Origin of the sequence: Desulfonatronospira thiodismutans ASO3-1 (assembly GCF_000174435.1) — a bacterium.
In the GTDB taxonomy this organism is placed as follows: Bacteria; Desulfobacterota; Desulfovibrionia; order Desulfovibrionales; family Desulfonatronovibrionaceae; genus Desulfonatronospira; species Desulfonatronospira thiodismutans.
In genome coordinates, this window is record NZ_ACJN02000003.1 from 250181 (window position 1) to 272562 (window position 22382).

Annotated in this window: 24 protein-coding genes, 2 pseudogenes and 1 riboswitch; of the genes and pseudogenes, 19 read left to right on the top strand and 7 right to left on the bottom strand. The window is 50.9% G+C overall.

From position 1 onward, the window contains the following. Positions 1-15: 15 nt before the first annotated feature. Complete coding sequence (locus DTHIO_RS12920) at positions 16-363, bottom strand: hypothetical protein (RefSeq protein ID WP_008870720.1); 348 nt, start codon at positions 361-363, stop codon at positions 16-18. Between the two features lie 422 nt (positions 364-785). Continuing rightward, positions 786-882: riboswitch (cyclic di-GMP riboswitch) on the top strand. A 102-nt stretch (positions 883-984) separates the two neighbouring features. On the opposite strand from DTHIO_RS12920, the gene DTHIO_RS12925 reads away from it, so the two are divergent. The 11 genes from DTHIO_RS12925 to DTHIO_RS21470 all read left to right on the top strand — a co-directional run bounded on the left by DTHIO_RS12925 (position 985) and on the right by DTHIO_RS21470 (position 13659). Beyond that, positions 985-2838 (top strand): fimbrial assembly family protein, encoded by a 1854-nt coding sequence (locus tag DTHIO_RS12925; RefSeq protein WP_008870721.1) that lies wholly within the window; start codon positions 985-987, stop codon positions 2836-2838. 2 nt (positions 2839-2840) lie between these two features. Then, positions 2841-3374, top strand: a complete 534-nt coding sequence (locus tag DTHIO_RS12930; protein ID WP_008870722.1) for a hypothetical protein — start codon at positions 2841-2843, stop codon at positions 3372-3374. A 57-nt stretch (positions 3375-3431) separates the two neighbouring features. Further along, complete coding sequence (locus DTHIO_RS12935) at positions 3432-3920, top strand: hypothetical protein (protein ID WP_008870723.1); 489 nt, start codon at positions 3432-3434, stop codon at positions 3918-3920. Positions 3921-4029: 109 nt separating this feature from the next. Continuing rightward, positions 4030-5544, top strand: a complete 1515-nt coding sequence (locus tag DTHIO_RS12940) for a secretin GspD/PilQ domain-containing protein (protein ID WP_008870724.1) — start codon at positions 4030-4032, stop codon at positions 5542-5544. A 255-nt stretch (positions 5545-5799) separates the two neighbouring features. Further along, on the top strand, positions 5800-7416 hold the full coding sequence (locus tag DTHIO_RS19930) for an AAA family ATPase (protein ID WP_008870725.1): 1617 nt from the start codon (positions 5800-5802) through the stop codon (positions 7414-7416). Positions 7417-7630: 214 nt separating this feature from the next. Further along, positions 7631-9334 (top strand): GspE/PulE family protein, encoded by a 1704-nt coding sequence (locus DTHIO_RS12950; protein WP_008870726.1) that lies wholly within the window; start codon positions 7631-7633, stop codon positions 9332-9334. A 4-nt stretch (positions 9335-9338) separates the two neighbouring features. After that, positions 9339-10553, top strand: coding sequence for a type II secretion system F family protein (locus DTHIO_RS12955; RefSeq protein ID WP_008870727.1), 1215 nt, complete (start codon positions 9339-9341; stop codon positions 10551-10553). After that, on the top strand, positions 10553-10999 hold the full coding sequence (locus DTHIO_RS12960; protein ID WP_040418700.1) for a hypothetical protein: 447 nt from the start codon (positions 10553-10555) through the stop codon (positions 10997-10999). Before DTHIO_RS12955 ends, DTHIO_RS12960 begins: the two co-directional genes overlap by 1 nt. Before the next feature lie 163 nt (positions 11000-11162). Continuing rightward, positions 11163-12371 carry an ATP-binding protein gene (locus DTHIO_RS12965; RefSeq protein ID WP_008870728.1) on the top strand — a complete coding sequence of 403 codons (1209 nt, stop codon included), beginning with the start codon at positions 11163-11165 and terminating at the stop codon, positions 12369-12371. A gap of 194 nt (positions 12372-12565) precedes the next feature. Next, on the top strand, positions 12566-12775 hold the full coding sequence (locus tag DTHIO_RS12970) for a hypothetical protein (RefSeq protein WP_008870729.1): 210 nt from the start codon (positions 12566-12568) through the stop codon (positions 12773-12775). A gap of 593 nt (positions 12776-13368) precedes the next feature. After that, complete coding sequence (locus DTHIO_RS21470; protein ID WP_008870730.1) at positions 13369-13659, top strand: hypothetical protein; 291 nt, start codon at positions 13369-13371, stop codon at positions 13657-13659. Between the two features lie 433 nt (positions 13660-14092). Here the strand turns inward: DTHIO_RS21470 and DTHIO_RS12980 are convergent, their stop codons facing one another. The 4 genes and pseudogenes from DTHIO_RS12980 to DTHIO_RS12990 form a co-directional block, all read right to left on the bottom strand. After that, positions 14093-14365 (bottom strand): CopG family antitoxin, encoded by a 273-nt coding sequence (locus DTHIO_RS12980; protein ID WP_008870731.1) that lies wholly within the window; start codon positions 14363-14365, stop codon positions 14093-14095. Further along, the gene (locus DTHIO_RS12985) at positions 14349-14636 is read right to left on the bottom strand and encodes a BrnT family toxin (protein WP_008870732.1); all 288 of its coding nucleotides are present in this window, start codon (positions 14634-14636) and stop codon (positions 14349-14351) included. Before DTHIO_RS12985 ends, DTHIO_RS12980 begins: the two co-directional genes overlap by 17 nt. A 372-nt stretch (positions 14637-15008) precedes the next feature. Further along, positions 15009-15134, bottom strand: a pseudogene (locus tag DTHIO_RS22475) (SDR family NAD-dependent epimerase/dehydratase); the annotation flags it as partial. Positions 15135-15597: 463 nt separating this feature from the next. Beyond that, positions 15598-15873 carry a CopG family antitoxin gene (locus tag DTHIO_RS12990; RefSeq protein ID WP_008870733.1) on the bottom strand — a complete coding sequence of 92 codons (276 nt, stop codon included), beginning with the start codon at positions 15871-15873 and terminating at the stop codon, positions 15598-15600. Between the two features lie 131 nt (positions 15874-16004). Between DTHIO_RS12990 and DTHIO_RS12995 the strand changes: the two genes are divergently transcribed. The 4 genes from DTHIO_RS12995 (at position 16005) to DTHIO_RS13010 (ending at position 17489) form a co-directional block, all read left to right on the top strand. Next, a complete protein-coding gene (locus DTHIO_RS12995) occupies positions 16005-16292 on the top strand; it encodes a hypothetical protein (RefSeq protein WP_008870734.1) in 288 nt (95 codons plus the stop codon). Between the two features lie 305 nt (positions 16293-16597). Continuing rightward, the gene (locus DTHIO_RS13000) at positions 16598-16903 is read left to right on the top strand and encodes a DUF4258 domain-containing protein (RefSeq protein ID WP_040418705.1); all 306 of its coding nucleotides are present in this window, start codon (positions 16598-16600) and stop codon (positions 16901-16903) included. 2 nt (positions 16904-16905) lie between these two features. Further along, the gene (locus DTHIO_RS13005; RefSeq protein ID WP_008870736.1) at positions 16906-17154 is read left to right on the top strand and encodes a YgiT-type zinc finger protein; all 249 of its coding nucleotides are present in this window, start codon (positions 16906-16908) and stop codon (positions 17152-17154) included. A gap of 125 nt (positions 17155-17279) precedes the next feature. Then, positions 17280-17489, top strand: a complete 210-nt coding sequence (locus tag DTHIO_RS13010; protein WP_008870737.1) for a hypothetical protein — start codon at positions 17280-17282, stop codon at positions 17487-17489. Between the two features lie 185 nt (positions 17490-17674). On the opposite strand, the gene DTHIO_RS22725 is transcribed toward DTHIO_RS13010, so the two are convergent. Both DTHIO_RS22725 and pyrE read right to left on the bottom strand, forming a co-directional pair. Then, entirely contained in the window at positions 17675-17806 is a 132-nt protein-coding gene (locus DTHIO_RS22725) for a hypothetical protein (protein WP_279614627.1), read from the bottom strand. Positions 17807-17913: 107 nt separating this feature from the next. Beyond that, a pseudogene (gene pyrE, locus DTHIO_RS13015) lies at positions 17914-18420 on the bottom strand (orotate phosphoribosyltransferase); the annotation flags it as partial. 1095 nt (positions 18421-19515) lie between these two features. On the opposite strand from pyrE, the gene DTHIO_RS19935 reads away from it, so the two are divergent. The 4 genes from DTHIO_RS19935 (at position 19516) to DTHIO_RS13045 (ending at position 22349) form a co-directional block, all read left to right on the top strand. Continuing rightward, entirely contained in the window at positions 19516-19977 is a 462-nt protein-coding gene (locus DTHIO_RS19935) for a type II secretion system protein (RefSeq protein ID WP_008870738.1), read from the top strand. Between the two features lie 686 nt (positions 19978-20663). Next, the gene (locus tag DTHIO_RS19940; protein WP_050775199.1) at positions 20664-21119 is read left to right on the top strand and encodes a hypothetical protein; all 456 of its coding nucleotides are present in this window, start codon (positions 20664-20666) and stop codon (positions 21117-21119) included. Positions 21120-21428: 309 nt separating this feature from the next. Continuing rightward, entirely contained in the window at positions 21429-21872 is a 444-nt protein-coding gene (locus DTHIO_RS13040) for a type II secretion system protein (RefSeq protein ID WP_008870740.1), read from the top strand. 18 nt (positions 21873-21890) lie between these two features. Beyond that, on the top strand, positions 21891-22349 hold the full coding sequence (locus DTHIO_RS13045) for a type II secretion system protein (RefSeq protein ID WP_008870741.1): 459 nt from the start codon (positions 21891-21893) through the stop codon (positions 22347-22349). Positions 22350-22382: the final 33 nt, after the last annotated feature.

Here is a 22382-nt window from a genome sequence, read left to right on the forward strand (position 1 = left end):
GTATGCCAGGCAGCATTATAAAAATCCGCTACCCAGAATAATGGCAATTATGGTCACCAGCTGGGCAAACATCAGTCCCGTCACCCAGCGCAGAACCTTTTGATTGCCGGCAGCGATATCCGTCTTTAACTCAGTGCGCAGCCTTTCTATCTCTATCTTCATCTCCGCCCGGATCTGCTCTATCTCTTTTTGCAGGCGCAGTTCGCTTTCACGCACTCCGCTGGCTGTAGCCAGATCCTTGAGCTCGGGGTAACGGTCTTCAAGGCGCTCAAAGGCCCCGGCTATAATTCTGGCCCTGGCCCTCTCGTCTTCAGCGGCCAGGAGGCTGTCGTAAAGGTCAATAACAGAAGCTGGCTGGCTCATCTATTTCTCCTTTTCTGGGTGCCTTTATGTTTTGCTATACAAGCATTTCATAAATGCATTGTCAACAAAAACGCTTCCACTCCCTCATACCTGCCGCAAAAAACGTAAATAGATGCAGCCATTCAGGAAATGCCGTAATCGGCCTGGGGAAGTTCCTCACCTATTTTTTCTGATAAACAATTTAGAGCTGTCAAAAATGATTTAAACCAGCGTAAATCATTCCACTCTGCCTGCCATGTGTACCTTCTGCCAGTACACCGGGGTAAAATCAGCGTCTTCCCGGATATTAAGGTTTGACAAGCACTTTCCGGAAGGTTAAGCACCTTGAAGGGGTGTTGAACTTTATTCTTGTCCAGGCAGAGCAGCATTTATAAATGTCCATTTGATGTTCAGCCATTCATACTCACCAGCACTGCAAAAAATACATATCCAGCCAAACCCGCCGCAAGGCGGGGACGGAAAGCCACGGGCCCCCGGGATTTAAAAGTCATAGCATACGCGGGCAGCCGGGTTGCCGGATGAAGTCCTCTGACAGCTGCTCTGAAGTTCTTCATTTGGTTGTCCATAAGAGGCTTTTAAAACCTGTAAAATGATTATGAAGGGTGGAGAATCATTTCCATAATGGCAACCCGAAATGATATCGATTCCACAGAAAAACTCTTAAATCTCATCCGCAAGGGTCCTTCTCAGTCCGTTACAGAAGGTCATGCTCCCAGACGGTCTGCATCACCTCTCTGGACAAGCTTGAGAAACCGCGTCCTGCCTTTCAGGTCCACAAAGGTGATGGGACTGGAGATTCTAAGAGACAGCCTGCACCTTGCCCTTTCCGAGCAGACCCGTTCCGGATGGAGGCTTCTTCATGCCTCCTCAGTGGATATTCCCGCCGACATGACCGTTGATACCCCGGAGTTTAAAGATTTCCTGCAAAACCAGCTGCAGGACCTGGATCCCCGGAAAACAGCAGAAGTATGGTTCGCCCTGCCCGCATCCAGAGGGGAGATCTGGAGCATACGTGTTCCCAGGGTAAAAAAGGGCATGGCCAACGTGGTGTACTGGTCCGCCCGCAAAGAAAAAAACTTTGACCCCCAGCAGCATATTTTCAATTTCCGTCTGGGCAGAGAAGTAGATGAAGGCGGAGTCCGCAAGATTCAGGCCGAAATATGCCTGGCCCCGGCGGAAGACATCCAGAAGTACAGGCAGCTCATCACCGACACAGGCTACAGGCTGCGCGGCATTACCCTGCCTGCTGCCTCCCTGGACAATCTTTTCCAGCATGCACGTGATGATTACCTGGATAAACCCTACGCTATACTGTATATTGGGGAAGACAGTTCCTGTATAAAATTTTACAGTGCTGGAACAGTTCTGTTCAGCCGGGTTATAAGGATGGGCCAGGACAGTTTTCTGGACTCCATCAACATGGAGCACTCCCGCCAGGACCAGGAAGGCCATGATCTTTCAGACCTGCAGGTTTCCTCTTCAACAAATCTTCTGGAGGAAAGCAGCGGCAGCAGGGAGAAGGCCCTGCAGATACTTAAACAGCTGCAGCATGACGGTCGCAAATCTTCAGAGGATGATGACAAATCGCCCTCAAGTGCCCTGGACTTGATTTACCCGGCCCTGGAAAGGCTTTCCAGGCAGCTCGAGAGAACCATTGACCAACTGGTCAAGGTAATGGACCATCCCGCTCCAGAAGAACTCTTCATCTGCGGGAAAATTGCCTTTCTGCAGGGTATTGCGGACTTTTTCAGCCAGAACCTGGATATTCCGGCTCAAATACTGGATGTGCCCTCTTCACCCAATGTCCAGGTTGAAAACACCATTACCGAAATGGAACCGGACGAGCGCCTGTCTTTGGTATCCACTGTGGGGCTGACCATGCCCTGGTCCGGCACGGTCAACTTCCTGCACACCGCCATGGACAAAGAGAGGGAAGCCGCCGCCATGCGCAACACAAATCTGGTAGCCGCCGGTTGCGCTCTGGCCTTTGTCGTGGTAGCCGGTTACTGGGCATGGATGGGTCACCAGCTGGAGCAGGCCAGGGAAGAAACCCTCTCTCTGCAGGATCAGCTGAGTGAATACAGCCCCAGACTGACCCGGGATATGCTGCAGGATCTGGTGGAAGAACACCAGGACTTCAAGGATACGGTAATAAACCGGGCCCAAAGGCTGCAGGCGGTGGCCCTGATTGGAGAGATCGGTCGCATAACCCCGGATGATTTCAGGCTGCTGGAAATGATTCTGGAACTGGACAGTCAGACAGATGAAGATGAGCGTCGTCAGAACCTCATAGTTGAAGGCTTTATCCGCGGCGAGGGCGACAACTTTGAAACCAGGATGACCAGCTACCTGGTAGACCTTAGAAACTCCCCTCTCTTTAGAAGTGCCCATATCCATAGAAGCAGCAGGGGCACCCTGGAAGAGGAAGGTGAAGTATTCAGGTTTGTTCTAAATATTGATCCGGAGAGGATCTAGAAATGAAATGGCTGGCCTCAGCGGCTGCAAAAAGATCCCTGGGCTATATTGCCTTTACCGTTCCCGTCCTGGGCCTGCTTATCGTGCTGGGGGTCATGCCTGTCAGGGAAGATCTGACCTCCCAGGAGCAGGAAAAGGCCCGTCTCCAGGCGGAGATAAAGCGCCAGGAAGTTTTTCAGCCTTTGTATGCAGAGATAATGCAGCGCAGGGAAGAGCCGGAGCCCCCGGACGCTGTAAAAGATCACCACAGGGACATTGCAGATGCTCCAAGTATTGACGTTATAGCTGACAGGCTGGGAGCAATGGCTGCAGACTCTGGCCTGGACAATATCTCATTTTCTCCGGTTCCCCAGTCCCTGGACAACGACTCCGGACTTTTGCTGGTAAACGGTCAAATGCAGGGTCCTCTGCAGAATTTCAGGGAACTGCTGCTTCGGCTGGCAGGCACTGAAGCCTTTGAAGGCCTTGAGGACCTGGAAATCCACGGCACTGAATCCTTACCCCGGTACTCACTGAGCCTCTGGGTCAGGCTTTAAGGATGCGGCTTGTAAAAGACCGGCCCGGAAATACAAAGCGTAAGCTTAAAAAAATATATGGGCATCAGAGAAAAAATACTGGTTACAATGATGGTCCTGGCCCTGGCATACGGTGCCTTTGAGCTGTTTTATTCACCTGCGGACCCTGTTGAAGAAAAAGATCCGGAACAGGAGGTCCAGGAAGCGCAGCAGTTCAGCCAGAGCATGAGCCAGGACCTGCAGGAAGCAGACATAACCGAGGCCCAAAAGAGAATACTGCAGGCGGCCGCCCGGGACTGGCCCGGGGAGATCTTTCACGAATTTCCCGATGCAGAGCTCCTGGAAGAAGAAACAGTCCAGGAAGAAACTGACTTCGGCCCTTTGCGGTACAGCGGATATGTACAGATGGGTGATCAAAAGATAGCCATCATCAATGCCCGCGAGTACAGCAGGGGAGAAGAACTCAAAGATGAGCCGGCCAGAGTAGTGGAAATCACCTCGGAAAAGGTTCTGCTGGAATCCCTGGAAACCGGGCAACAGGTGCCGGTGCCCTATGAGGGAGACTGATCCTCTGGCCGCCAGGAGCAGGTGGATATAATACCGCTTTGCATTCTGCAGACAGATAGGACTGCGTTTGCATCAGACAAACATTTTAGTTACAACTCACAAATATTATATGCGTCACATTTACATAATCTTAACCAGACATGAAAAAAAAGTTTTCGCTCTGACAGCTGCATCTTCCCGAACGTACTCTGTCTGCACCCTGCTGATCCTGTTCATCCTGGCAGCAGCCATTGCAGGCTGTACCGGCACAAGGGATCAGGAAGAGCCTTTCATGACCCAGTGGTGGGATCTGGCAGAAGAGTCCCGGGGACACACCCACGAGGTTGAAGAAAGAGAATCTCTGGATATTGAGCCATCACACATTGACCTTGAAGACATTGAACCCGAGCCTGCCCATGAACTGCCCCGGGACAGGGTCACCCTGAACATGCAGCAGGCTCCGGTGGCCACAATACTTAGGGCCCTGTCCAGAATAGCCGATCAGAATATCATTGTCAGCGAAACAGTTGAAGGTACGGCCAACCTCAATATCAGAGATGTCCCCTGGGACCAGGCCTTTAAAAGCATAATCGCCTCCCAGGGCCTCAGCTACGTCTGGGAAGGGGAAATACTGCGCATCAAAAGCATGCAGGACCTGCAGCATGAACTGGACCGGGCCGGCCTGAAGGAGGATATCGGCCGCAGAAAACTGGCTGCCGAACTCACCGCCCCCTTGATGCACCGGATAGTCAAGCTCAACTATGCAGACCCGGAAAAACTTCAGGACAATCTCATCCGTTTTCTTAGCCGGGATGGCGACGGGGAACCCCACGGGAGTATAGTCGTGGACGAAGAGACCAACTCCCTCATGATTCAGGCCACCAGGAATGACATGGAAAGGGTGCACAAGGCTATCAACCACCTGGACCGTCCCAGGCCCCAGATCCTCATGGAAGCCAACATAGTCGAAGCCACCCAGCGAACCGCGCGGGAACTCGGGGTACGCTGGAGCGGCAGATACGTTACTCCATTATCTTTCGAGGACGAGGTGGGGTTTGGAGATCTTTTAAGAGATGAAGCAGGCTATACCGGTGACATGGATCTTTCTGTAATCTCCGCCCGTCTGCCGGGGAGCGTACTTTACGCCCACCTGCAGGCACTGGAAAGGGATGGAGAAGTAAACATCCTGACCAGCCCCTCCATCACCACCATGGACAACCAGATGGCCTTTACCGAGCACGGCCAGAGAGTACCTTATGAAACCGTTGATGAAGATGGAAGCCGCACCGTGGAATTCGAGGATGCAGTTCTGCGGCTGGAGGTGGTTCCAAGCGTCATGGAGGGCAATCACCTGAAAATGGACATCCGGGTAAACAAGGACGAGGTGGATTTTACCCGGGACGTCCGCGGCCAGCCGGTGATACGGACCAAACACACTGAAACCAACCTCGTGGTCCGCGATGGAGAAACCATTGTCATTTCCGGGCTTTCCAAGGAGACCCTTTCGGACACCGAGCGAGGAGTCATGGGCCTGAGGGATCTCCCGGGCCTGGGCTGGTTGTTTAAAAGTCGGGAACAGGAACAGGAGATGGAGGAGTTTCTCATTTTCATCACCCCCACCATTCTGGAACCCCAGAGACGCTGACAAGCCTGGCGCAGGTAATAGAAAAGTGGACTAACTCAAGGTATTACAGCTTGTAAAAGAGCCTTTTATTGTTCCCACGCTCTGTCCCGCCAGGGCGGAAATATATTCTTTCTTCTTATTGTTCCCACGCTCTGCGTGGGAACAATCTCCGGACGCTCCGCGTCCAAGAAGATAAAGAGCGTGGGAACGATCAAGAAGATAAAGAGCGTAGGAACGATCAAAAAAAGATCATGTAATACTCTTAAGGCCTTAGATATGGACTACTATAAACTCCTGCAGCTTGCCAGAGAGCCATTCGCCAACACCCCGGACCCGGACATGTTCTATCCGGCCAATCAGCACGCCCATTGCCTGCAGAAGCTGGAAGTAGCTGTCCGGCTGCGCCGTGGGCTCTGCGTTGTCAGCGGCGAAGTGGGCACCGGCAAGACCACGGTATGCAGATATCTTTACAGGTATCTGTCCGGGGATGATCTGTTCTGCACCCACCTGGTCCTGGATCCCTGCTTTGAAAACTCCTCGGATTTTGCAGCCCGCCTGAACCAGGAGCTCAACGGCCGGGAGGCATCCCTTGGCTGCTCCAGCCAGTGCCAGCACAAGGAACAGATCCAGGAATTTATCCTGCGCCTCGGAGAGGAAGAAGGCCGCATAGTCACCCTGATAATCGACGAAGGGCAGAAACTTTCTGAGGACTGCCTGGAGTTCTTGCGGGAACTGCTCAACTTTGAGACCAACGAACACAAGTTGTTGCAGATAATTATCTTTGCCCAGGATGAGTTCCTGGATATCCTGAAGCAGATGCCCAACCTGCAGGACCGGGTGGCTCTTCATTACCGCCTTGAACCCTTGAGCCGCAAAGACACCACCAGCTTTATCCTGCACAGGATCCAGGCCTCATCCACGGATCCTTCCAGACCTCCGGCGGTTACTTTTTCCCTGGCAGCCAGGAGGCTTATCTACAAAATGACCAGGGGGTATCCGCGCCGGATAATTCATCTGGGCCACAACATCCTGCTTACCCTGGTCATGCTGGAACGTACCAGGATCACCCGCAAAGTGGTCCACCGGGCGGCGGACAGTGTCTCCAGCCGCGAGATACCCCGGAGATCCTCCAGACCCCTGGCCCTGGCAGCCGGTACAGTAGCGGTGCTGCTGGCCCTGGGCTTGCTCTACCAGGCCGGACACCTGGAACAGGCCAAATCCCGCTGGCTTGCTTTCATTGCTTCGCATTATGATGCCGGGGATCCCCCTTCTCAGGACAGCAGTCGATACCGGGCTCCTGTCTCCCCAGCCCCGGACAGTTCCCCTGACCAGCAGGATCGGCCGGTACCGGCATATTCTTTAACGGCAAAAAACAGCCCTGACAACGACAGTCAGCCTGTCAGCACCCTGGATGCCTCTGCTGACCGGGACACCCTGGGCAAAGTCACAGTCATCAGCCGGGAAAGCCTCTGGACACTGGCGGATGCAGTCTACGGCAGAGGCAGTGTCGCGGCCGTGCAGCAGGTGGCTGAGGCCAATCCCTGGCTGACCAATCCGGACATAATCCACGCCGGGCAGCAGATCACCCTCCCGGTCATCTCCCTCAAAAGCCCGTCTTCAAAGCAGCAGGTCTGGATCAGGCTTGCCTGGGCCAGGGACCTGGACCAGGCCTACCAGCAGGCGTACAATGCCGGGCTGGACAGCTTCAGGGTGCTGGCCCTTAATGATGCCCAAGCTGGATTCGCCTTCTGGGTGGTGCACCGGGAGTCCTTTGATGACCCATCTTCGGCCCGGCAGGTTCTGGACAGTAAATCAAGCTCCCTGATCCAGGAAGCGGAGATAGTCTCCCTGGAAGATTTCGACCGCACCTGGAAGCTGGCCGGGCTTGAATAAAAGCATATTATTGAATAATATCAGGATAACAGTTTAGCCATTTACATGTGGCATGGCTTCCTGCCTGGAGGCATACAGCCCGGAGGGGGACTGGCTCTCCCCGCACTTATTTTTAAAACATGTCAATCATCCCACAGAAAAATAAGTGCGGGGGTGCCTGTCCCCTGCTTTCGTTAAAAAGAGCTAAACTGTTACATAGCAGGAGACTTAATCTATGCGTACAAAAATGCGCCTGGGAGAAATGCTCATCCAGGAAGGTCTTTTGACCCAGCAGCAGCTGGAAAAATCCCTGTCCGCCAACAGGGGGACCGGGCTCAAGCTTGGCCAGTTCCTGGTACGCAACAATATCTGCCGCGAGGACAACATTGTGGACATGCTCAGCCGCCAGCTGCGCATTGACCGCTACGATCCCTCCCGCTATCCGGTGGACAGCAGCCTTGCAGACCTTATCACCTCCGACCAGGCCAGGGAGTACAACACCGTTCCCCTGGCCAGATCCGGAAAGCTGCTGCGTGTAGCCACCCCGGACCCCCTGGACCTGGAATCCCTGGACGCCCTGGAGGTGGTCACCGGCCTGGAGATAGAGCCCGTGGTCTGCACCGAGTCAGACTTCGAGCAGGTGTACGGCTCCTTGTACGGCATGTACTGGAACATAGATGACGTCCTGGAAGACGTGGAGCAGGAGGAGCTAAGCGTCGAGGACCAGCAGGGAGGCGGCGGAGAAACCCAGGACATACACACCCTGGAAGAAGAAGCAGACCAGGGTCCGGTAATCAAGCTGGTCAACTCCATCCTGGCCCAGGCGGTGAAGCAGGGAGCAAGCGACGTGCATCTGAGCCCGGAAAAAAACAGGGTCCAGGCCAGGTTCCGGGTGGACGGCAAGCTAAGGGAAGTCCCTTCCCCGCCTTTAAATATGATGCCTTCCATTGTTTCCAGGATCAAGGTCCTGGCCGGAATGGACATTTCCGTATCGCGCATGCCCCAGGACGGGCGCTTTACCGTGGGCATGAAGGGCAGGGAGATCCATGTCCGGGCCTCCTGCATCCCCACCATACACGGGGAAAACGTGGTCCTGCGCCTTCTGGACCTGAGCGCCAGGACCTTTGAGCTGGAAGAACTGGGCATGAACAGTGATGATTACCAGAAGATGAGCGAGGCCATTGACACTCCCTATGGCATGATCCTGGCATCCGGTCCCACCGGCAGCGGCAAGAGCACCAGTCTGTATGCCATCCTGCGGCGCATAAACCAGCCGGACATAAATATCATCACCCTGGAAGACCCTGTGGAATACCGGGTGCAGGGCGTGCGCCAGGTGCAGCTCAACACCCGCTCGGGCATGACCTTTGCCTCGGGCCTGCGCTCCATCCTGCGCCAGGACCCGGACGTGATCATGGTCGGGGAAATGCGCGACGCCGAGACTGCCCGCATAGGCGTGCAGGCGGCCATGACCGGGCACCGGGTGTTGTCCACCCTGCATACCAATGACGCTGCAGGCGCAGTGGCCAGGTTCATAGACATGGGCATAGAGCACTACCTGGTCTCCTCAGTCCTGGTAGTTTCCTTTGCCCAGCGCCTCATGCGTAAAAACTGCTCCAAGTGCGCAAAACCGTACACACCGTCAGACAGGGCCCTAAAGGCCATGGGCCTGGAAAACTCCACTGACTGCACCTTTATGCAGGGCCAGGGCTGCTACTCCTGCATGAATACGGGCTTTAGCGGACGTACAGCCGCCTTTGAGGTCTTAAGGGTTGACGACGAAGTCCGGGAAATGATCCAGACCGGAACCACCGGAACCCAGATGGGCCGGAGTCTCTCCCGGTCCGGCAAACTGCATGACCTGCGAAGCGACGCCGCCCGCAAAGTCTGCCAGGGGATGACTACTGTGGAGGAGGCCATGACTGTCGTCATGACTTGAGCCCATGCCACCATTTAAGTACAAAGCCATAAACGATCAAGGTGCCACAGTCTCCGGCACTATAGATGCCGCAGATCCCGGTGAGGCCCAGGAAAAGCTGGTCCGGCAGGGGCTTATTCCGCAGCAGGTCAGTACATCCAGGGAAGTGTTCGGGGATTTGAGCGGCAGGATCAACCTGTTTCTGGCCCGGGTCAGGCTCACAGACCTGGTCATATTCACCAAGCAGTTTCGCACCCTGATGAAGGCCGGCCTGCCCATGGGATCTTTGCTGGATGTCCTGGAGGAGCAGACCGAAAACCTGAAGCTCAAAAGAACAGCCGCCAGGATGAAAAAGGATATCCAGGAGGGTGGTACCCTGGCCGAGGCTTTTGAAAAGGAGCCCCAGATATTTTCTCAGTTGTACTGCAACATGATCCGGGCCGGCGAAAGCAGCGGACGCATGGTGGACGTACTGGACCGCCTCATCTACCTTATGCAGCACGAGCACAAGGTAAAATCGGATATAAAAAGCGCTCTGCGCTACCCGGTCATCGTGGTCATCGCCCTGTTTGCGGCGTTTCTTTTTCTGCTCACCTTTGTCATCCCCCAGTTTGTGGGCATATTCGAGGGGGCAGGCATTGAACTGCCCCTGCCCACGCGCATCAGCCTGGCTCTTTATCAGTGGATAGTGGTCTACTGGCCGGTGAGCGTGGGAACTGTCATTTCCCTGGCTGCAGGGCTGTATATCTTTTTGAGGACTGAAAAGGGGCAGTACGTCAAGGACCTGGTATTACTCAGGATCCCGGTGCTTGGCCCTGTTCTTCTAAAAGCGGCCATGTCCAGGTTTGCCTCCATCTTTTCCATTCTCCAGGCCAGCGGAGTCTCAGTCTTAAACGCCATGGACGTACTCACCGGGACCATAGGCAACAAGGTCATTTCCGGCGAATTCCAGCGCATCCAGGCAGAGCTGCGCCAGGGCAGAGGGATATCCGGCCCCCTGGGTCAGTCCAGGTTCTTCACCCCCATGGTCATCAGCATGGTGGCCACCGGGGAGGAAGCCGGAAACCTGGACGAAATGCTCTCCGAGGTCTCCATCCATTACGACGACGAGGTGGAATACGCTGTCAGCCGCATGTCCGAGACCCTGGGTCCGGTACTCATCGCCATGCTGGCCGGGGTGGTGGGCTTCTTCGCCCTGGCCATCTTTCTGCCCATGTGGGACATGGTGCAGACCATTTGATGGAAAGGGGCATTCTTATTGTTCCCACGCTCTGCGTGGGAACATTCTCCGGACGCTCAGCGTCCACGAATGACCGCGGGAGTGGCCCAAAGACATTCCCTTTTTCTTATGATCCAGCACTCACTTTTAAATGCTTTTATTTTCCTGGTACTTCTCCATTGCCAAAAGTGAGTGCTGGATCGAAAGACGTCCCCACGCAGAGCGTGGGAACGATAAAAGAAAAGACAGATACCGGATATGCAGACTTACAAAAAAGAAGAACTGATGATTCAACGGATATCGTGAGGAATTTCATTTCTGTCCTGGAAAGCATTAAAAATAAGAAAAGAGACAAGATCGCTGTGCTGCGGAAAATAAGCTTGAAGCTGTTATTCTTACCATTGAAGAACATGAAAGAATACAGAAACTTGCCGACATCATGGAGCATCTGCAGCTTTCTAAGTTGATTAAAGAACGAGAAAAAACACCTATAGACGAGTACGTTGATTTTTAGCAGCTTTTATCCAAGCACGGGCTTGGAAGAGATGAACTATAAGCTCAAATTCAATGTTCAACCTGTTCTGCACTTGACATTGTCCATGAAAATTCATACTCATCATATGAATTTTCATGCATGATCACGCCTCCAGGCAGCAGCACAACATGAGCCAGACAGTCATTCCAAGAGCCATTGATCTTCACAGGATCACCCGACTGATGGAAATATTCCCGGTGACCGCCATCCTTGGCGCCAGACAGTGCGGCAAGACGACCATGGCCGGTTTTTTCCATGCCGACCACCTCTTCGACCTGGAAAATCCCAGGGACATGGCCAGGCTGGAGACCCCACAGCTGGCTCTGGAAGAACTCACCGGGCTCGTAGTCATCGACGAAATCCAGCGCCTGCCTGATCTCTTTCCCCTGCTCAGGCACCTTGTAGACACCATCCCGGACCAGAAATACCTGATACTGGGCAGCGCATCCAGAGAGCTTCTTCGGCAAGGCAGCGAATCCCTTGCCGGTCGGATGGGCTTGTACCATCTGGGCTGCCTGCACACCCTGGATGTGACTTCTTCCAGTGACCTCTGGCTGCGTGGCGGCTACCCCAGGGCCCTTCTGGCCAAAGACGATTTCTCGGCCTTTCTCTGGCTTGAAAACTATATCACTGCCTTTCTGGAGCAGGACATCCCGGCCCTGGGCATTGTAATTCCCGCCAGAACACTGCGCCGGTTCTGGTCCATGCTCAGTCATTATCACGGGCAGCTGCTCAACTACTCTGAGCTGTCAACTTCCTTTGGCATCAGCGACATGACGGCGAGGAAATACCTGGATATCCTGGCTGGAACCTTCATGGTCCGTACACTTCAGCCCTGGCACCCCAACGTTTCCAAACGACTGGTAAAGCGCCCCAAGCTCTACATCCGGGATTCGGGTCTGTTCCACTCACTCATGGGCATCGACTCCATGGACACCCTGCTGGGCCATCCTAAGCTCGGGGCCTCGTGGGAGGGATTTGCCCTGGAAAATGTTTGCTTCTGCCTGGGCAAACACGACCAGGAACTGGCTTTTTACCGCACCCATGGAGGTGCTGAACTCGATCTGTTCTGGAAGCACGGTGGACGAAACTGGGGAGTGGAATTCAAGTTTGCCGACGCCCCGCGAAAAACCAAATCCATGGATGTGGTCAGGAAAGACCTTGACCTGGCTCATCTCTGGGTAGTCTATCCAGGTCGGGACAGATACAGGCTGTCCGAGGATATAACCGTACTGCCGCTGCGCGACATCCGGGCCGGGTGGGAATACAGTATTGTTCACACGCTCTGTCACGCCAAGGGGTGAGAACATTATAAAAGAAGCAAAAAAACTGACTTTTTGCAGGTTCAGCTTGCCAGGCTTGCCCGCCAGGATTACAATGTCATGTAAACTAACGCGGGCCATGCCCGCAACCCAAGAAACAAAGAAACCTTAACCGCCAGTTCGCCCTGGTTGAATGGCTACGCCTACACTTCGGGATCACCGTAACGGAGGAGAAAATGAGCCCAATAGAAACCGATCATGAAACTATTAAAAGGATATTCAAGGAGTCTCTGGCTGAGACCTTGCATGAAAACAGGCAATTGTTTGAGGAAATAATCACGGACGTGTTTGAGGATCTCGCCCTCTCCGAGGCGATTAAAGAAGGAAAGGAAACTGAAAAAGTAAGTCGTGAAGAAATATTCAGGACTTTGGAGCAAAGGCAGTAAGTAGAAATAATCTTTACAATAATATTGACTTCTCGTTTTGTGCAGACGCCGATGGCATAGAGTGGGGTTAAAAACTCTTCTCTTATCGTTCCCACGCTCTGCGTGGGAACGTTTTTCGATCCAGCACTCACTTTTGGCAATGGAGAAGTACCAGGAAAATAAAAGCATTTAAAAGTGAGTGCTGGATCATTTTGGACGCGGAGCGTCCGAAGAATGTTCCCACGCGGAGCGTGGGAACAATAAGGCAACGTATAGGTTATTATTACTTACTTCCAAAGTCAATGAAGGTTGCCTTCAGAGCCAGCTTCCACCGCGACCTTAAGAAGGTAAAGGATAAAGCTACACTCCAGATGGTGGGCACCACTTAAAAGGATATTGTTCCCACGCTCTGTCCCGCCAGGGCGGGAGAACATCCCCCGGACGCTCCGTGTCCACAGAGAAGAGATATTGCCCACGCAACACCCCAGTGTATTAAAGGAGAATACACGGGGCAGGCCCGGAAGGACACGGAAAATTTTGAAGCGTTGCGGAGCAACGAAAATTCCTCCTGGAGGTTATTCAGAAATTTTTTGGTATAAGCGGTGAGGCCCGGTATGGCGGGTGATATCATCGGCAGGTACGGCAGAACCGGTCAGGATGAACTGGCCAGGCTACCCCCGCTCGTCAACCGCAAGCCGGATATGATTCCAGATGGCTGGTTCAATCTGCCATTCATCAATAAGACGCGGGGTAGCGCCCGCCAATACCAGGCGAGGGTCAATGACTACAGCCTGACGGGCATTCTCATCGACATCAAGCAATACTTCACTGGCGGCCAGATTCCGGGCAGTAGCCGTTTTTCCGCAGGCTTTCGGCCCTTCAATGACCACGGCGCCGGTGGATGACAGGTGCTGCCGCAATTCGCCGACCACCACTCTTGAGCGATAGTGCATGCCAGCCTCATAAATCCCGAAACATGAAGATTAACGATTGCAATTACTTTAGATAAATCTTTGCAATGGATTTAGATTAATAAATGCAACAGAACTATTATGTATCTGTTTAGCGCTTTTAAGGAAAGCAGGGGACAGGCACTCCGGGACCCACTTGAGCATCATTTTGTGCTTAAAATATCTCATTTTTTGGGACAAGTGGGTCCCGGAAGAGCCAGTCCCCATGCCACATGCAAAGCGCTAAACAGATACACTATTATGATAACTGCAATTGCGTTGTCAATAGCAATCCGCTGACCACTGGCTCTTGGTCCTGGTTCGGCAGCTGCGCTGCTGCTCCTGGTTCCTGGTTCCTGGTTAACGAAGAACGAAGAACTGTTCTTGATCAAGCATGCTCTTGAAGGAGCATATTAACTAATGTTTCTGTAGATACTCCCTGGTGCTTGGCCTTATTCCGTACTTTTTCAAGAACAGATTCTGCTACAGGAATAAGATAAACATGACGGTTAATATCAACATTAAACTGAACATCTTCCATATAAGCTTCGTAATCAGCAGAATCATGGCTTTCCCAGAAATCTGCCGCATCAGCTATAGAATCAAAAGATACAGGCAACTCATCTCTATGATAATTTTTCATTTTATTTTCTTTTTGCATATATTTTCTTCTCCTTTTCAGTCATATCACGAGCTGATATCACCAGAGCTTCATGTGTTCGTTTATAAATGAAAAATACGACAAGGTATCTGCCAGAATCTGTCCTTCCAAGAGCCCTGTAAACATGTTCTCCCTTGACCTTACCTCTTTCTATCCTGTGAAAAACAGGAAGATCTTTAAAAATATTCTCGACGTCATTCGTAGTGACAGCATGTTTCTTCTCCAGTTTATCGATAATATCAGAAAGCCAGATAATACTATTAATAAGCATGTCGATCTCCCCTCATAAATTGGGCTGATGCAAGCATCCCGCCGATTTGGCAATCACGGCCCAGACGATGCCTCGTAATTTAAATCCATCCCGTATGCGGCTTCGCCGTGGTTCGTGGTGAGGTTAGCAGGACACGACATCACCGATTCACTGACTTCTTACTGTCTTCTGAACATCTGACTTATAAATCAGGATTTACTCTTACAACTCAATATATTTCTTTGCAACAATCTCAGGCGTTATTCTTGGTTCTGCGGCTTCGCCGCTGTTCCTGGTTAGTCGTTCTTGGTTCGGCCTTCGGCGTTCCTCGTTCCTGGTTCCTGGTTCGTGGTTCGTAGTTAATGATGAACGCGGCTTCGCCGTGGATCTTGGTTTTATGGGCAAATTATGCTGTCGGTAGTAGTCAAAGCACAGGGTTTCGGCGCAGCGTTTGCCCTAATCATAGCAAGCCCGCCGACCGATGGGATTAACATTACCCCAATAGCTTTCCGGCTGGGGAATGTAAACTCAAAACATGCAGACTATGCTATCTTTACACTTCGCGATTAATTTCGGGGAAATACTCCGCGTCCACAGAGAAGAGATATTACCCACCCCAGTACCATCACAAGGATGAGCTACCCCTATAAAATCGGCAGAGCCGGCACTTCGTGCATTTCATGGGGCAGCCGCAACACCCCAGTGTATTAAAGGAGAATACACGGGGCAGGCCCGGAAAGACACGGAAAAGTTAATCCCCCAATCCCTCAATTCCTAAATTCCTAAATTCCCCAATTCCTTCCTAAATCCCTGCCTCTTCCCCATGCCCCATGCCCTATGCCTTCTTCCCCAATCCCCCAATCCCTCAATTCCTAAATTCCTAAATTCCCCAATTCCTTCCTAAATCCCTGCCTCTTCCCCATGCCCCATGCCCTATGCCTTCTTCCCCAATCCCCCAATCCCTCAATTCCCTGCATTCCAGTCACCCATCTTTTTCCATGGATAAACGTTCAGCTACCCACATATTTACCAGCGTTTGAGGCAATAATCCCCGGGAACGGGCCTGAGATTCAACCTGGCTGAATATATCCGGGTCCAAAGTGATACGCCGCCTTTGTTCTGCCCTGACCTCCAAATGCACTTCACTGGTTTCATTCCAGTATTCGGCCAGGCTATGAGTATCCCAGAATTCAGAGACAGCCTCCAATGAATCTGCCTGAGAAATGCTGGTTTTTTGTGGATATTCATTTTTTTTCATAGAGTCTCCTTTCTTTCTTGTCCATATCTCTTGCGCTTTGTCATCCCTGTCCTCGTTTTCAAAAAAAGTTATCCCACCAAAACAGTATGTTGAAAATACAAGACCAAAACCACCATAATCGTTGATTACTTATGATAATAAGGCAATATGGGATTGAAAACAAGAACCCTCTAAGAGCCAGAAACCCGGCCACCCTGGAACACAATCCGAGGCAGGCCGGCGATCTACCTTCTTATTGTTCCCACGCTCTGTCCCGCCAGGGAGGGAGAACATCCCCCGGACGCTCCGCGGCCCAGAGAAGAGAATTTGCCCACCCCAGTACCATCACAAGGCTGAGCTACCCCTATGAAATCGGCAGAGCCGGCACTTTGTGCATTTCATGGGGCAGGCGGGGCAGGCGGAACACCCCAGTGTATTAAAAGAGAATACACGGGGCAGGCCCGGAAAGACACGGAAAAGTCTGAAGCGTTGCAAAGCAACGCAAATTCCGTGTGTTCCGTGTATTCCGTGGGCAGATTCTTCAGCCCCGAAGGGGCCTCTTTATTGTATCCAGGCTCTTTCTATCCAAGGCGGGTGAACATTATAAAAGAAGCAAAAAACTGACTTTTGCAGGTTCAGCTTGCCAGGCTTGCCCGCCAGGATTACAATATATTGAACAAACAAGGTCAAAATCAGAACTCAGGCTCAGTCTCCAGCTGGCAGCTAACCGGACATGACAACGAAAATGGACGATAACCTGATTGCAAGGCTGGTAGATTCAGGAAATTACCAGTTCAGAAAACATGCTGCAGAAAGAGCTGCTGAACGGGGAATCGACCCTCTTGATGTGAAAGAGGCCATTCTCAACGGAAAAATTATTGAACATTACCCTGATGATCCCAGAGGATACTCTTTTCTGGTCAGCGGTAAATCCCGAGAGATCAAATATACACACATCGTGTGCGGATATCAGGATGGTATCTTATGGATCATCACGGTCTATGAACCTGATCCTGAGGACTGGCATGACCCATACCAAAGGAGATGCTGATTATGAAATGTTTTGAGTGCGGTGGAGAAGTCCTGAAGACCCTGGGTGCTGTTAAAATGGCCTGCCCCGATGGCGGCTTTATAATCTTTAAAGACATTCCCATGAATCAATGCCGTCAATGTGGAGAACAGTACATTCCCGGCAAGTGGGCAGAAAAAATCGGTTTCATGATGCGCAACAGGGAAAGCCTGACTCCCTCAGAAATTATCCAGGTGCCTGTTGTCACCCCGGCAAGTGATGCCTGTGCCTGAAATAAAACCATGTAAACTAACGCGGGCCATGCCCGCAACCCAAGAAACAAAGAAACCTTAACCGCCAGTTCGCCCTGGTTGAATGGCTACGCCTACACTTCGGGATCACCGTAACGGAGGAGAAAATGAGCCCAATAGAAACCGATCATGAAACTATTAAAAGGATATTCAAGGAGTCTCTGGCTGAGACCTTGCATGAAAACAGGCAATTGTTTGAGGAAATAATCACGGACGTGTTTGAGGATCTCGCCCTCTCCGAGGCGATTAAAGAAGGAAAGGAAACTGAAAAAGTAAGTCGTGAAGAAATATTCAGGACTTTGGAGCAAAGCCAATGAAGGTTGCCTTCAGAGCCAGCTTCAACCGCGACCTTAAGAAGGTAAAGGATAAAGCTACACTCCAGATGGTGGACAACATTTAGAAGGATATTGTTCCCACGCTCTGTCCCACCAGGGCGGAAGAACTCCCTCCGGACGCTCCGCGTCCGCAGGCCTGTCCCTTGATTCTCCGAGTCTTCTAATGCCTAAAACATCAACTCGGGCAATACCCTTTCGGCTTTTTGTAGACAGGCAGTAAGCTGATCCCGGGGCATTTTATCCGGATCCGAGATTTGACCAACAATGATTTCCAACTGATTATGCAGTTCTGTAGGCATCTGTCCTCTCTCCCAGCACTCTTCAACAAGCTTGATCAAGCTTATGGAGGCGAATGCCAGTAAAGGATCATCTTGGGTAAACAGCTTTGTATTTTTCTTTTAAGAGATCAAGTTGCTTGGGCGAAATCGGGCTTTTCATGACTGCTCTCTTGGGTCTGGGTATATTGCGCTTCGTCCAGAAACTCTTCCTTGCAAAACAATGAAACCACAGGGCAATCTACTTGTCCCTTGATATTCTCAATGCCCTGGAATTCCTGCCGGTCTATAAGCACAACCACTCCGGATATTTGCAATTCGTTCTTACGGGCCTGCTCAATGGCCTTAATCGTAGAACCTCCGGTGGTCACTACATCATCAACCACTATCACTCTATCCCCGGGAAATACATTACCTTCTATCCATTTCACTTCCCCATGGTCTTTCAGTCCTTTGCGAACCACAAACTGATTGATGCGCTGCCCTTCCTGCCAGGCTACGTGCATAACAGCCGCTGCAATGGGATCCGCGCCCAGGGTCAAACCCCCTATCCCTGATACCTTCCACGGCTTAATCGTTTGCCATATCAACTCTCCAATCAATGCCGCACCTTCAGGGTCCATAGTGGTTTTTTTGCAGTCAAAATAAAAAACTGCTCAACGTGCCGGAAGCCAGTGAAAAAACCGGTTTCTGGCTATACTTGAAGCTTTGCCTTTTTATAATCTCTTTGAGTCTATCTCTTGGATCCATGACCACTCCATCTTAACGTTTGCTTAAAGAATATTTTCATACAGAAATCTGGCTGATGTCAAGCTATATTGGCGGAGTTTTTAAAAATCATGGAAATTCTTATCGATCCCACGCTCTGTCCCGCTAGGCCAGGAAAAATCCCCCCAGGCGCTCATCGTCCACAGAGAAGAGATTTTGCCCACCCCAGTACCATCACAAGGCTGAGCTACCCCTATGAAATCGGCAGAGCCGGCACTTTGTGCATTTCATGGGGCAGGCGGGGCAGGCGGAACACCCGGAAAGACACGGAAAAGTCACTCCCCCAATTCCCCAATTCCTGAATCCCCCAATTCCCCAATTCCTGAATCCCCCAATTCCCCAATTCCTGAATCCCCCAATTCCCCAATTCCTAAATCCCTGCCTTCTTCCCCATGCCCCATGTTTACCCCGTGAAACAGCCCGAAGGGCTCCCTGTCGCGGACAGGGGTTTCACCGGGGCCCCATCCCTTAATCCCTCAATCCCTAAATCTTCCATCCCTCAATCCCTAAATCTTCCATCCCTCAATCCCCCAATTCCGAATTCCTAAATTCACACCCTGGCATACGATTTGCTTAAATATAAATGCATCACAGTCACGACAGTTCTTTGACAGCAGCGAAAAATGATCCAGGCCAAGACAATACTCGGGCAGGACAGTTCCAGGTAAAGGAAACATGTTAACGACCCAATGTTCCTGCAAAAATCCCTTAGTCAACATTTTGGACACGAGGACGCAACCACAAACCACTGTTTTCACTGAACTCTGTTCTCAAAAAACCGTCCTCTATCTGATGCAGAAGGACTTTTTTCATCCGGCATGACCCAGCCCGGCAACAAATCAGGGTATTGACAGAAACAGTCCAACTGTCTTAATAATCAATTAGAGACCATCTTTCCAGGGCCGCGGCCCAGGACAAGGACGATTTTAACACAGCGCCTGCGGGCGCAAAAATGGAGGATTTTTATGGAAAGTGTAGCGCAAAGAAAAGGACAGGGCGGTTTTACTTTAATTGAATTAATTGCGGTATTGGTGATTCTTGGCATTCTGGCGGCAGTAGCAGTACCCAGGTTTGTAGATTTCCAAGATGAGGCAGAGATAGCTTCAGCAAATGCCCAGGGAGCAAACATAACTTCTGCTAGCGCCCTTAACGCTGCCAAGGCTCAAGTATATCAAGTAAGTGCTTTCGGTACTATTGAACCTAATCCAGTAAATGTTGAAGATTGTAGTTTAGGGGAAATACAAAAGTTGGAAGATGACTTTATGGCTGAATTTGACACTGAACAATTCGATATCGACACTTCAACAGGGTTCGACGAAGAATCTGTAGGAAAATTTTTATTGCATACTGTAACAGACCACGAAGATCCTGACGATTTTGAGACTGACACAGTAGATTGCTGGGTAATTATTGCTGATGAAGACTAATTGGGTCGGACCGGGCCAACCCTTTGAATTGTCAGGACAAATGCTAATTGGGTCGGACCGGGCCAACCCTTTGAATTGTCAGTACAAACAACCTGAAAAACCTTGATTTCTGACCTTAGAGCAACGTTTTTGACCACAAAATCGTTGCTCTAAGGTTTTTTGTAACCATTCAGGGGGTTCCTCGGTGGTGATTACTTGCACAAGGCCCTGGGGACTGTCCCCCGCTAAGTACTAACTGTGCAGTCTCACTACACTTCGCGCATGTACTTTTTGTATTGCCGTGCTGAAAAAGGTGTCGCGGGGACTGTCCCCGGGCCGTTTGAGGCATCCCCTGAATGGTTACGGTTTTTTCATCCCTGCTGCCATGTCCCGGCTTTTCATTATTCCCAATCTCCCCTGCTCCATACTCTTCTTTCTCCTGCTCTCTTCCATTCATCGCTCATCATTCATCATTCCTTCTTCCCCATGCTCCATGCCCTTCCCACTCCCATATACCCACACCTCCACACACCCCTGCCCTCCAATAATCCCTCAATCCCTCAATTCCCGAATCCCTGAATTTTATGCCCCATGCCATTCAATATAACCTATTGACTTTTACACCCTGTTTCCCCATATTCAAATTTATGACAATCAAGAACAAAACCTGTTCCCCGAACATCCCCAGCCCCTCCAGGGGATTTACCATGCTGGAGATCGTCGCAGTCCTGGTCATCCTGGGAGTGCTGGCAGCAGTGGCGGTGAACAGGTTTACTGATATCGGGGCTAAAGACGTGGCAGCGGCCAACACCCTCAAGGTCCACCTGCGCTACGCCCAGCTCCGGGCCATGGGGGATGTGAATGACTGGGGGATTGAGATCGAGGCGGATACGTATACACTTGTAAGGGATAATGGAAACGTTCCAACAGGTAATAGTCTTCCAGATCTTCCAGGTGCTCCATACCTCCCAGGTGAAGACAGTTATAAAAATGAAAATCTTGATGCAACTCTTTCTCCTCAGGATACCATCATGTTTAGTGCCGCTCGTGGCAGACCTTATCTGGAAGGCAGTGATCCTGAAAATTTTCCCAACCCATATGAGATAACCGTTGGTAACAGTCAGACCATAAATATAACAACTGAAACCGGATTTATAGAATAATGTTTTGCCCGGCTTGATGGCAAAGACCGCCCAACAGCCGGCCATTCTTATAAATGACTTTAATTTCATATAATTTTTATCAAGGCATTGCTGTTATGCAAGTTTCTAATTTCCTGCATACAGCACGGACTGCTCCCCTCCTTGGCCAAGGAGGGGCCGGGGGCGGTTGTCTAAAGATCCCTTCCCTAAACCCTGACCATCTTGGAGATATCGCATATATGATCGAACTCCCAGAGAAACAGGTCAGTGATCAGCTGAATGCAACTGCCCCGCATGAAGTAAGGCAATAAGGATTACGGTACTATCAAAATGAACAAAAAAAGCAGAGGGTTTACCCTCCTGGAAGTGATAGCCGTCCTGGTGGTGGGCGGGATTGTAGCAGCGCTTCTAGTCCCTTTTATGAGCTCGGCGGTGGTTGACAGCCATAAGCCACTGGACAATTTGAGAAGCTCCAGCGGAGTCAGCTCGGAGATGGTCAAGGTTATTGCCAATTTCAAACCGAACTGGAATCCGGTGCCGCCTCCATGTGATGGCCTTGAAGGAAAGATCGAGGATTTTGTTGAAGACAAGGAAGAAAATGAAGAAGAGTGGAATGCGGAATTTGCAGATGATTCACCGCGCATATGTGGTTTTGACGATAATTTTCTTGAATGTGACTCTGACCCACTACCTACTGATAGAGTGCTAGAAGTAACCTTACAAGATAAAGACAACCCCGGCTTTAGATTCACATATTATTTCCCTTGTAATTAACTTTTTTTGCAGTGAGTTATGAATAAACAATCCGGATTCACACTTGTTGAGCTTATTGCTACCATCACCCTGTTAGGCATTGTATCCGTAATTGGTGGAATGTTTCTGGTGCAGATTGTCCAGAGCTATCAATGGGCCGGCGACAACTACCATCTGGCACAGAAGACACAGGTTGTGATGACCAGAGTCTCCAATGAACTGCAAACAGCAGGAAGCTTTGGGTATAACTGTCGGCGCGATGATGAGCTGGAATATACAACGCACAATGGAGATGACGTAACAATAAGCAGAGACAACTCTAATCTTGATTACCAAACGAATAATTCCTCATATACTCTGGTTGATGGGGTCTCGGACTTCCAAGTCGAGTACTTGAGTAACGGAGTATGCAGAATAACCCTGGAAATAAGCGGAGCTAACGATGCTCTCCAAGAATTCTCTTTTGCAGTCGCACCGACCTATTTAAGTGAACCATAAAAAATGTAAAATTCATGACCAATACACATTTGA

What these genes read in the sequence shown, in the direction of transcription:
- DTHIO_RS12920 (WP_008870720.1), bottom strand. Translation starts at nt 363, where the DNA reads ATGAGCCAGCCAGCTTCTGTTATTGACCTTTACGACAGCCTCCTGGCC.
- DTHIO_RS12925 (WP_008870721.1), top strand. Translation starts at nt 985, where the DNA reads ATGGCAACCCGAAATGATATCGATTCCACAGAAAAACTCTTAAATCTC.
- DTHIO_RS12930 (WP_008870722.1), top strand. Translation starts at nt 2,841, where the DNA reads ATGAAATGGCTGGCCTCAGCGGCTGCAAAAAGATCCCTGGGCTATATT.
- DTHIO_RS12935 (WP_008870723.1), top strand. Translation starts at nt 3,432, where the DNA reads ATGGGCATCAGAGAAAAAATACTGGTTACAATGATGGTCCTGGCCCTG.
- DTHIO_RS12940 (WP_008870724.1), top strand. Translation starts at nt 4,030, where the DNA reads ATGCGTCACATTTACATAATCTTAACCAGACATGAAAAAAAAGTTTTC.
- DTHIO_RS19930 (WP_008870725.1), top strand. Translation starts at nt 5,800, where the DNA reads ATGGACTACTATAAACTCCTGCAGCTTGCCAGAGAGCCATTCGCCAAC.
- DTHIO_RS12950 (WP_008870726.1), top strand. Translation starts at nt 7,631, where the DNA reads ATGCGTACAAAAATGCGCCTGGGAGAAATGCTCATCCAGGAAGGTCTT.
- DTHIO_RS12955 (WP_008870727.1), top strand. Translation starts at nt 9,339, where the DNA reads ATGCCACCATTTAAGTACAAAGCCATAAACGATCAAGGTGCCACAGTC.
- DTHIO_RS12960 (WP_040418700.1), top strand. Translation starts at nt 10,553, where the DNA reads ATGGAAAGGGGCATTCTTATTGTTCCCACGCTCTGCGTGGGAACATTC.
- DTHIO_RS12965 (WP_008870728.1), top strand. Translation starts at nt 11,163, where the DNA reads ATGCATGATCACGCCTCCAGGCAGCAGCACAACATGAGCCAGACAGTC.
- DTHIO_RS12970 (WP_008870729.1), top strand. Translation starts at nt 12,566, where the DNA reads ATGAGCCCAATAGAAACCGATCATGAAACTATTAAAAGGATATTCAAG.
- DTHIO_RS21470 (WP_008870730.1), top strand. Translation starts at nt 13,369, where the DNA reads ATGGCGGGTGATATCATCGGCAGGTACGGCAGAACCGGTCAGGATGAA.
- DTHIO_RS12980 (WP_008870731.1), bottom strand. Translation starts at nt 14,365, where the DNA reads ATGCAAAAAGAAAATAAAATGAAAAATTATCATAGAGATGAGTTGCCT.
- DTHIO_RS12985 (WP_008870732.1), bottom strand. Translation starts at nt 14,636, where the DNA reads ATGCTTATTAATAGTATTATCTGGCTTTCTGATATTATCGATAAACTG.
- DTHIO_RS12990 (WP_008870733.1), bottom strand. Translation starts at nt 15,873, where the DNA reads ATGAAAAAAAATGAATATCCACAAAAAACCAGCATTTCTCAGGCAGAT.
- DTHIO_RS12995 (WP_008870734.1), top strand. Translation starts at nt 16,005, where the DNA reads ATGATAATAAGGCAATATGGGATTGAAAACAAGAACCCTCTAAGAGCC.
- DTHIO_RS13000 (WP_040418705.1), top strand. Translation starts at nt 16,598, where the DNA reads ATGGACGATAACCTGATTGCAAGGCTGGTAGATTCAGGAAATTACCAG.
- DTHIO_RS13005 (WP_008870736.1), top strand. Translation starts at nt 16,906, where the DNA reads ATGAAATGTTTTGAGTGCGGTGGAGAAGTCCTGAAGACCCTGGGTGCT.
- DTHIO_RS13010 (WP_008870737.1), top strand. Translation starts at nt 17,280, where the DNA reads ATGAGCCCAATAGAAACCGATCATGAAACTATTAAAAGGATATTCAAG.
- DTHIO_RS22725 (WP_279614627.1), bottom strand. Translation starts at nt 17,806, where the DNA reads ATGCCTACAGAACTGCATAATCAGTTGGAAATCATTGTTGGTCAAATC.
- DTHIO_RS19935 (WP_008870738.1), top strand. Translation starts at nt 19,516, where the DNA reads ATGGAAAGTGTAGCGCAAAGAAAAGGACAGGGCGGTTTTACTTTAATT.
- DTHIO_RS19940 (WP_050775199.1), top strand. Translation starts at nt 20,664, where the DNA reads ATGCTGGAGATCGTCGCAGTCCTGGTCATCCTGGGAGTGCTGGCAGCA.
- DTHIO_RS13040 (WP_008870740.1), top strand. Translation starts at nt 21,429, where the DNA reads ATGAACAAAAAAAGCAGAGGGTTTACCCTCCTGGAAGTGATAGCCGTC.
- DTHIO_RS13045 (WP_008870741.1), top strand. Translation starts at nt 21,891, where the DNA reads ATGAATAAACAATCCGGATTCACACTTGTTGAGCTTATTGCTACCATC.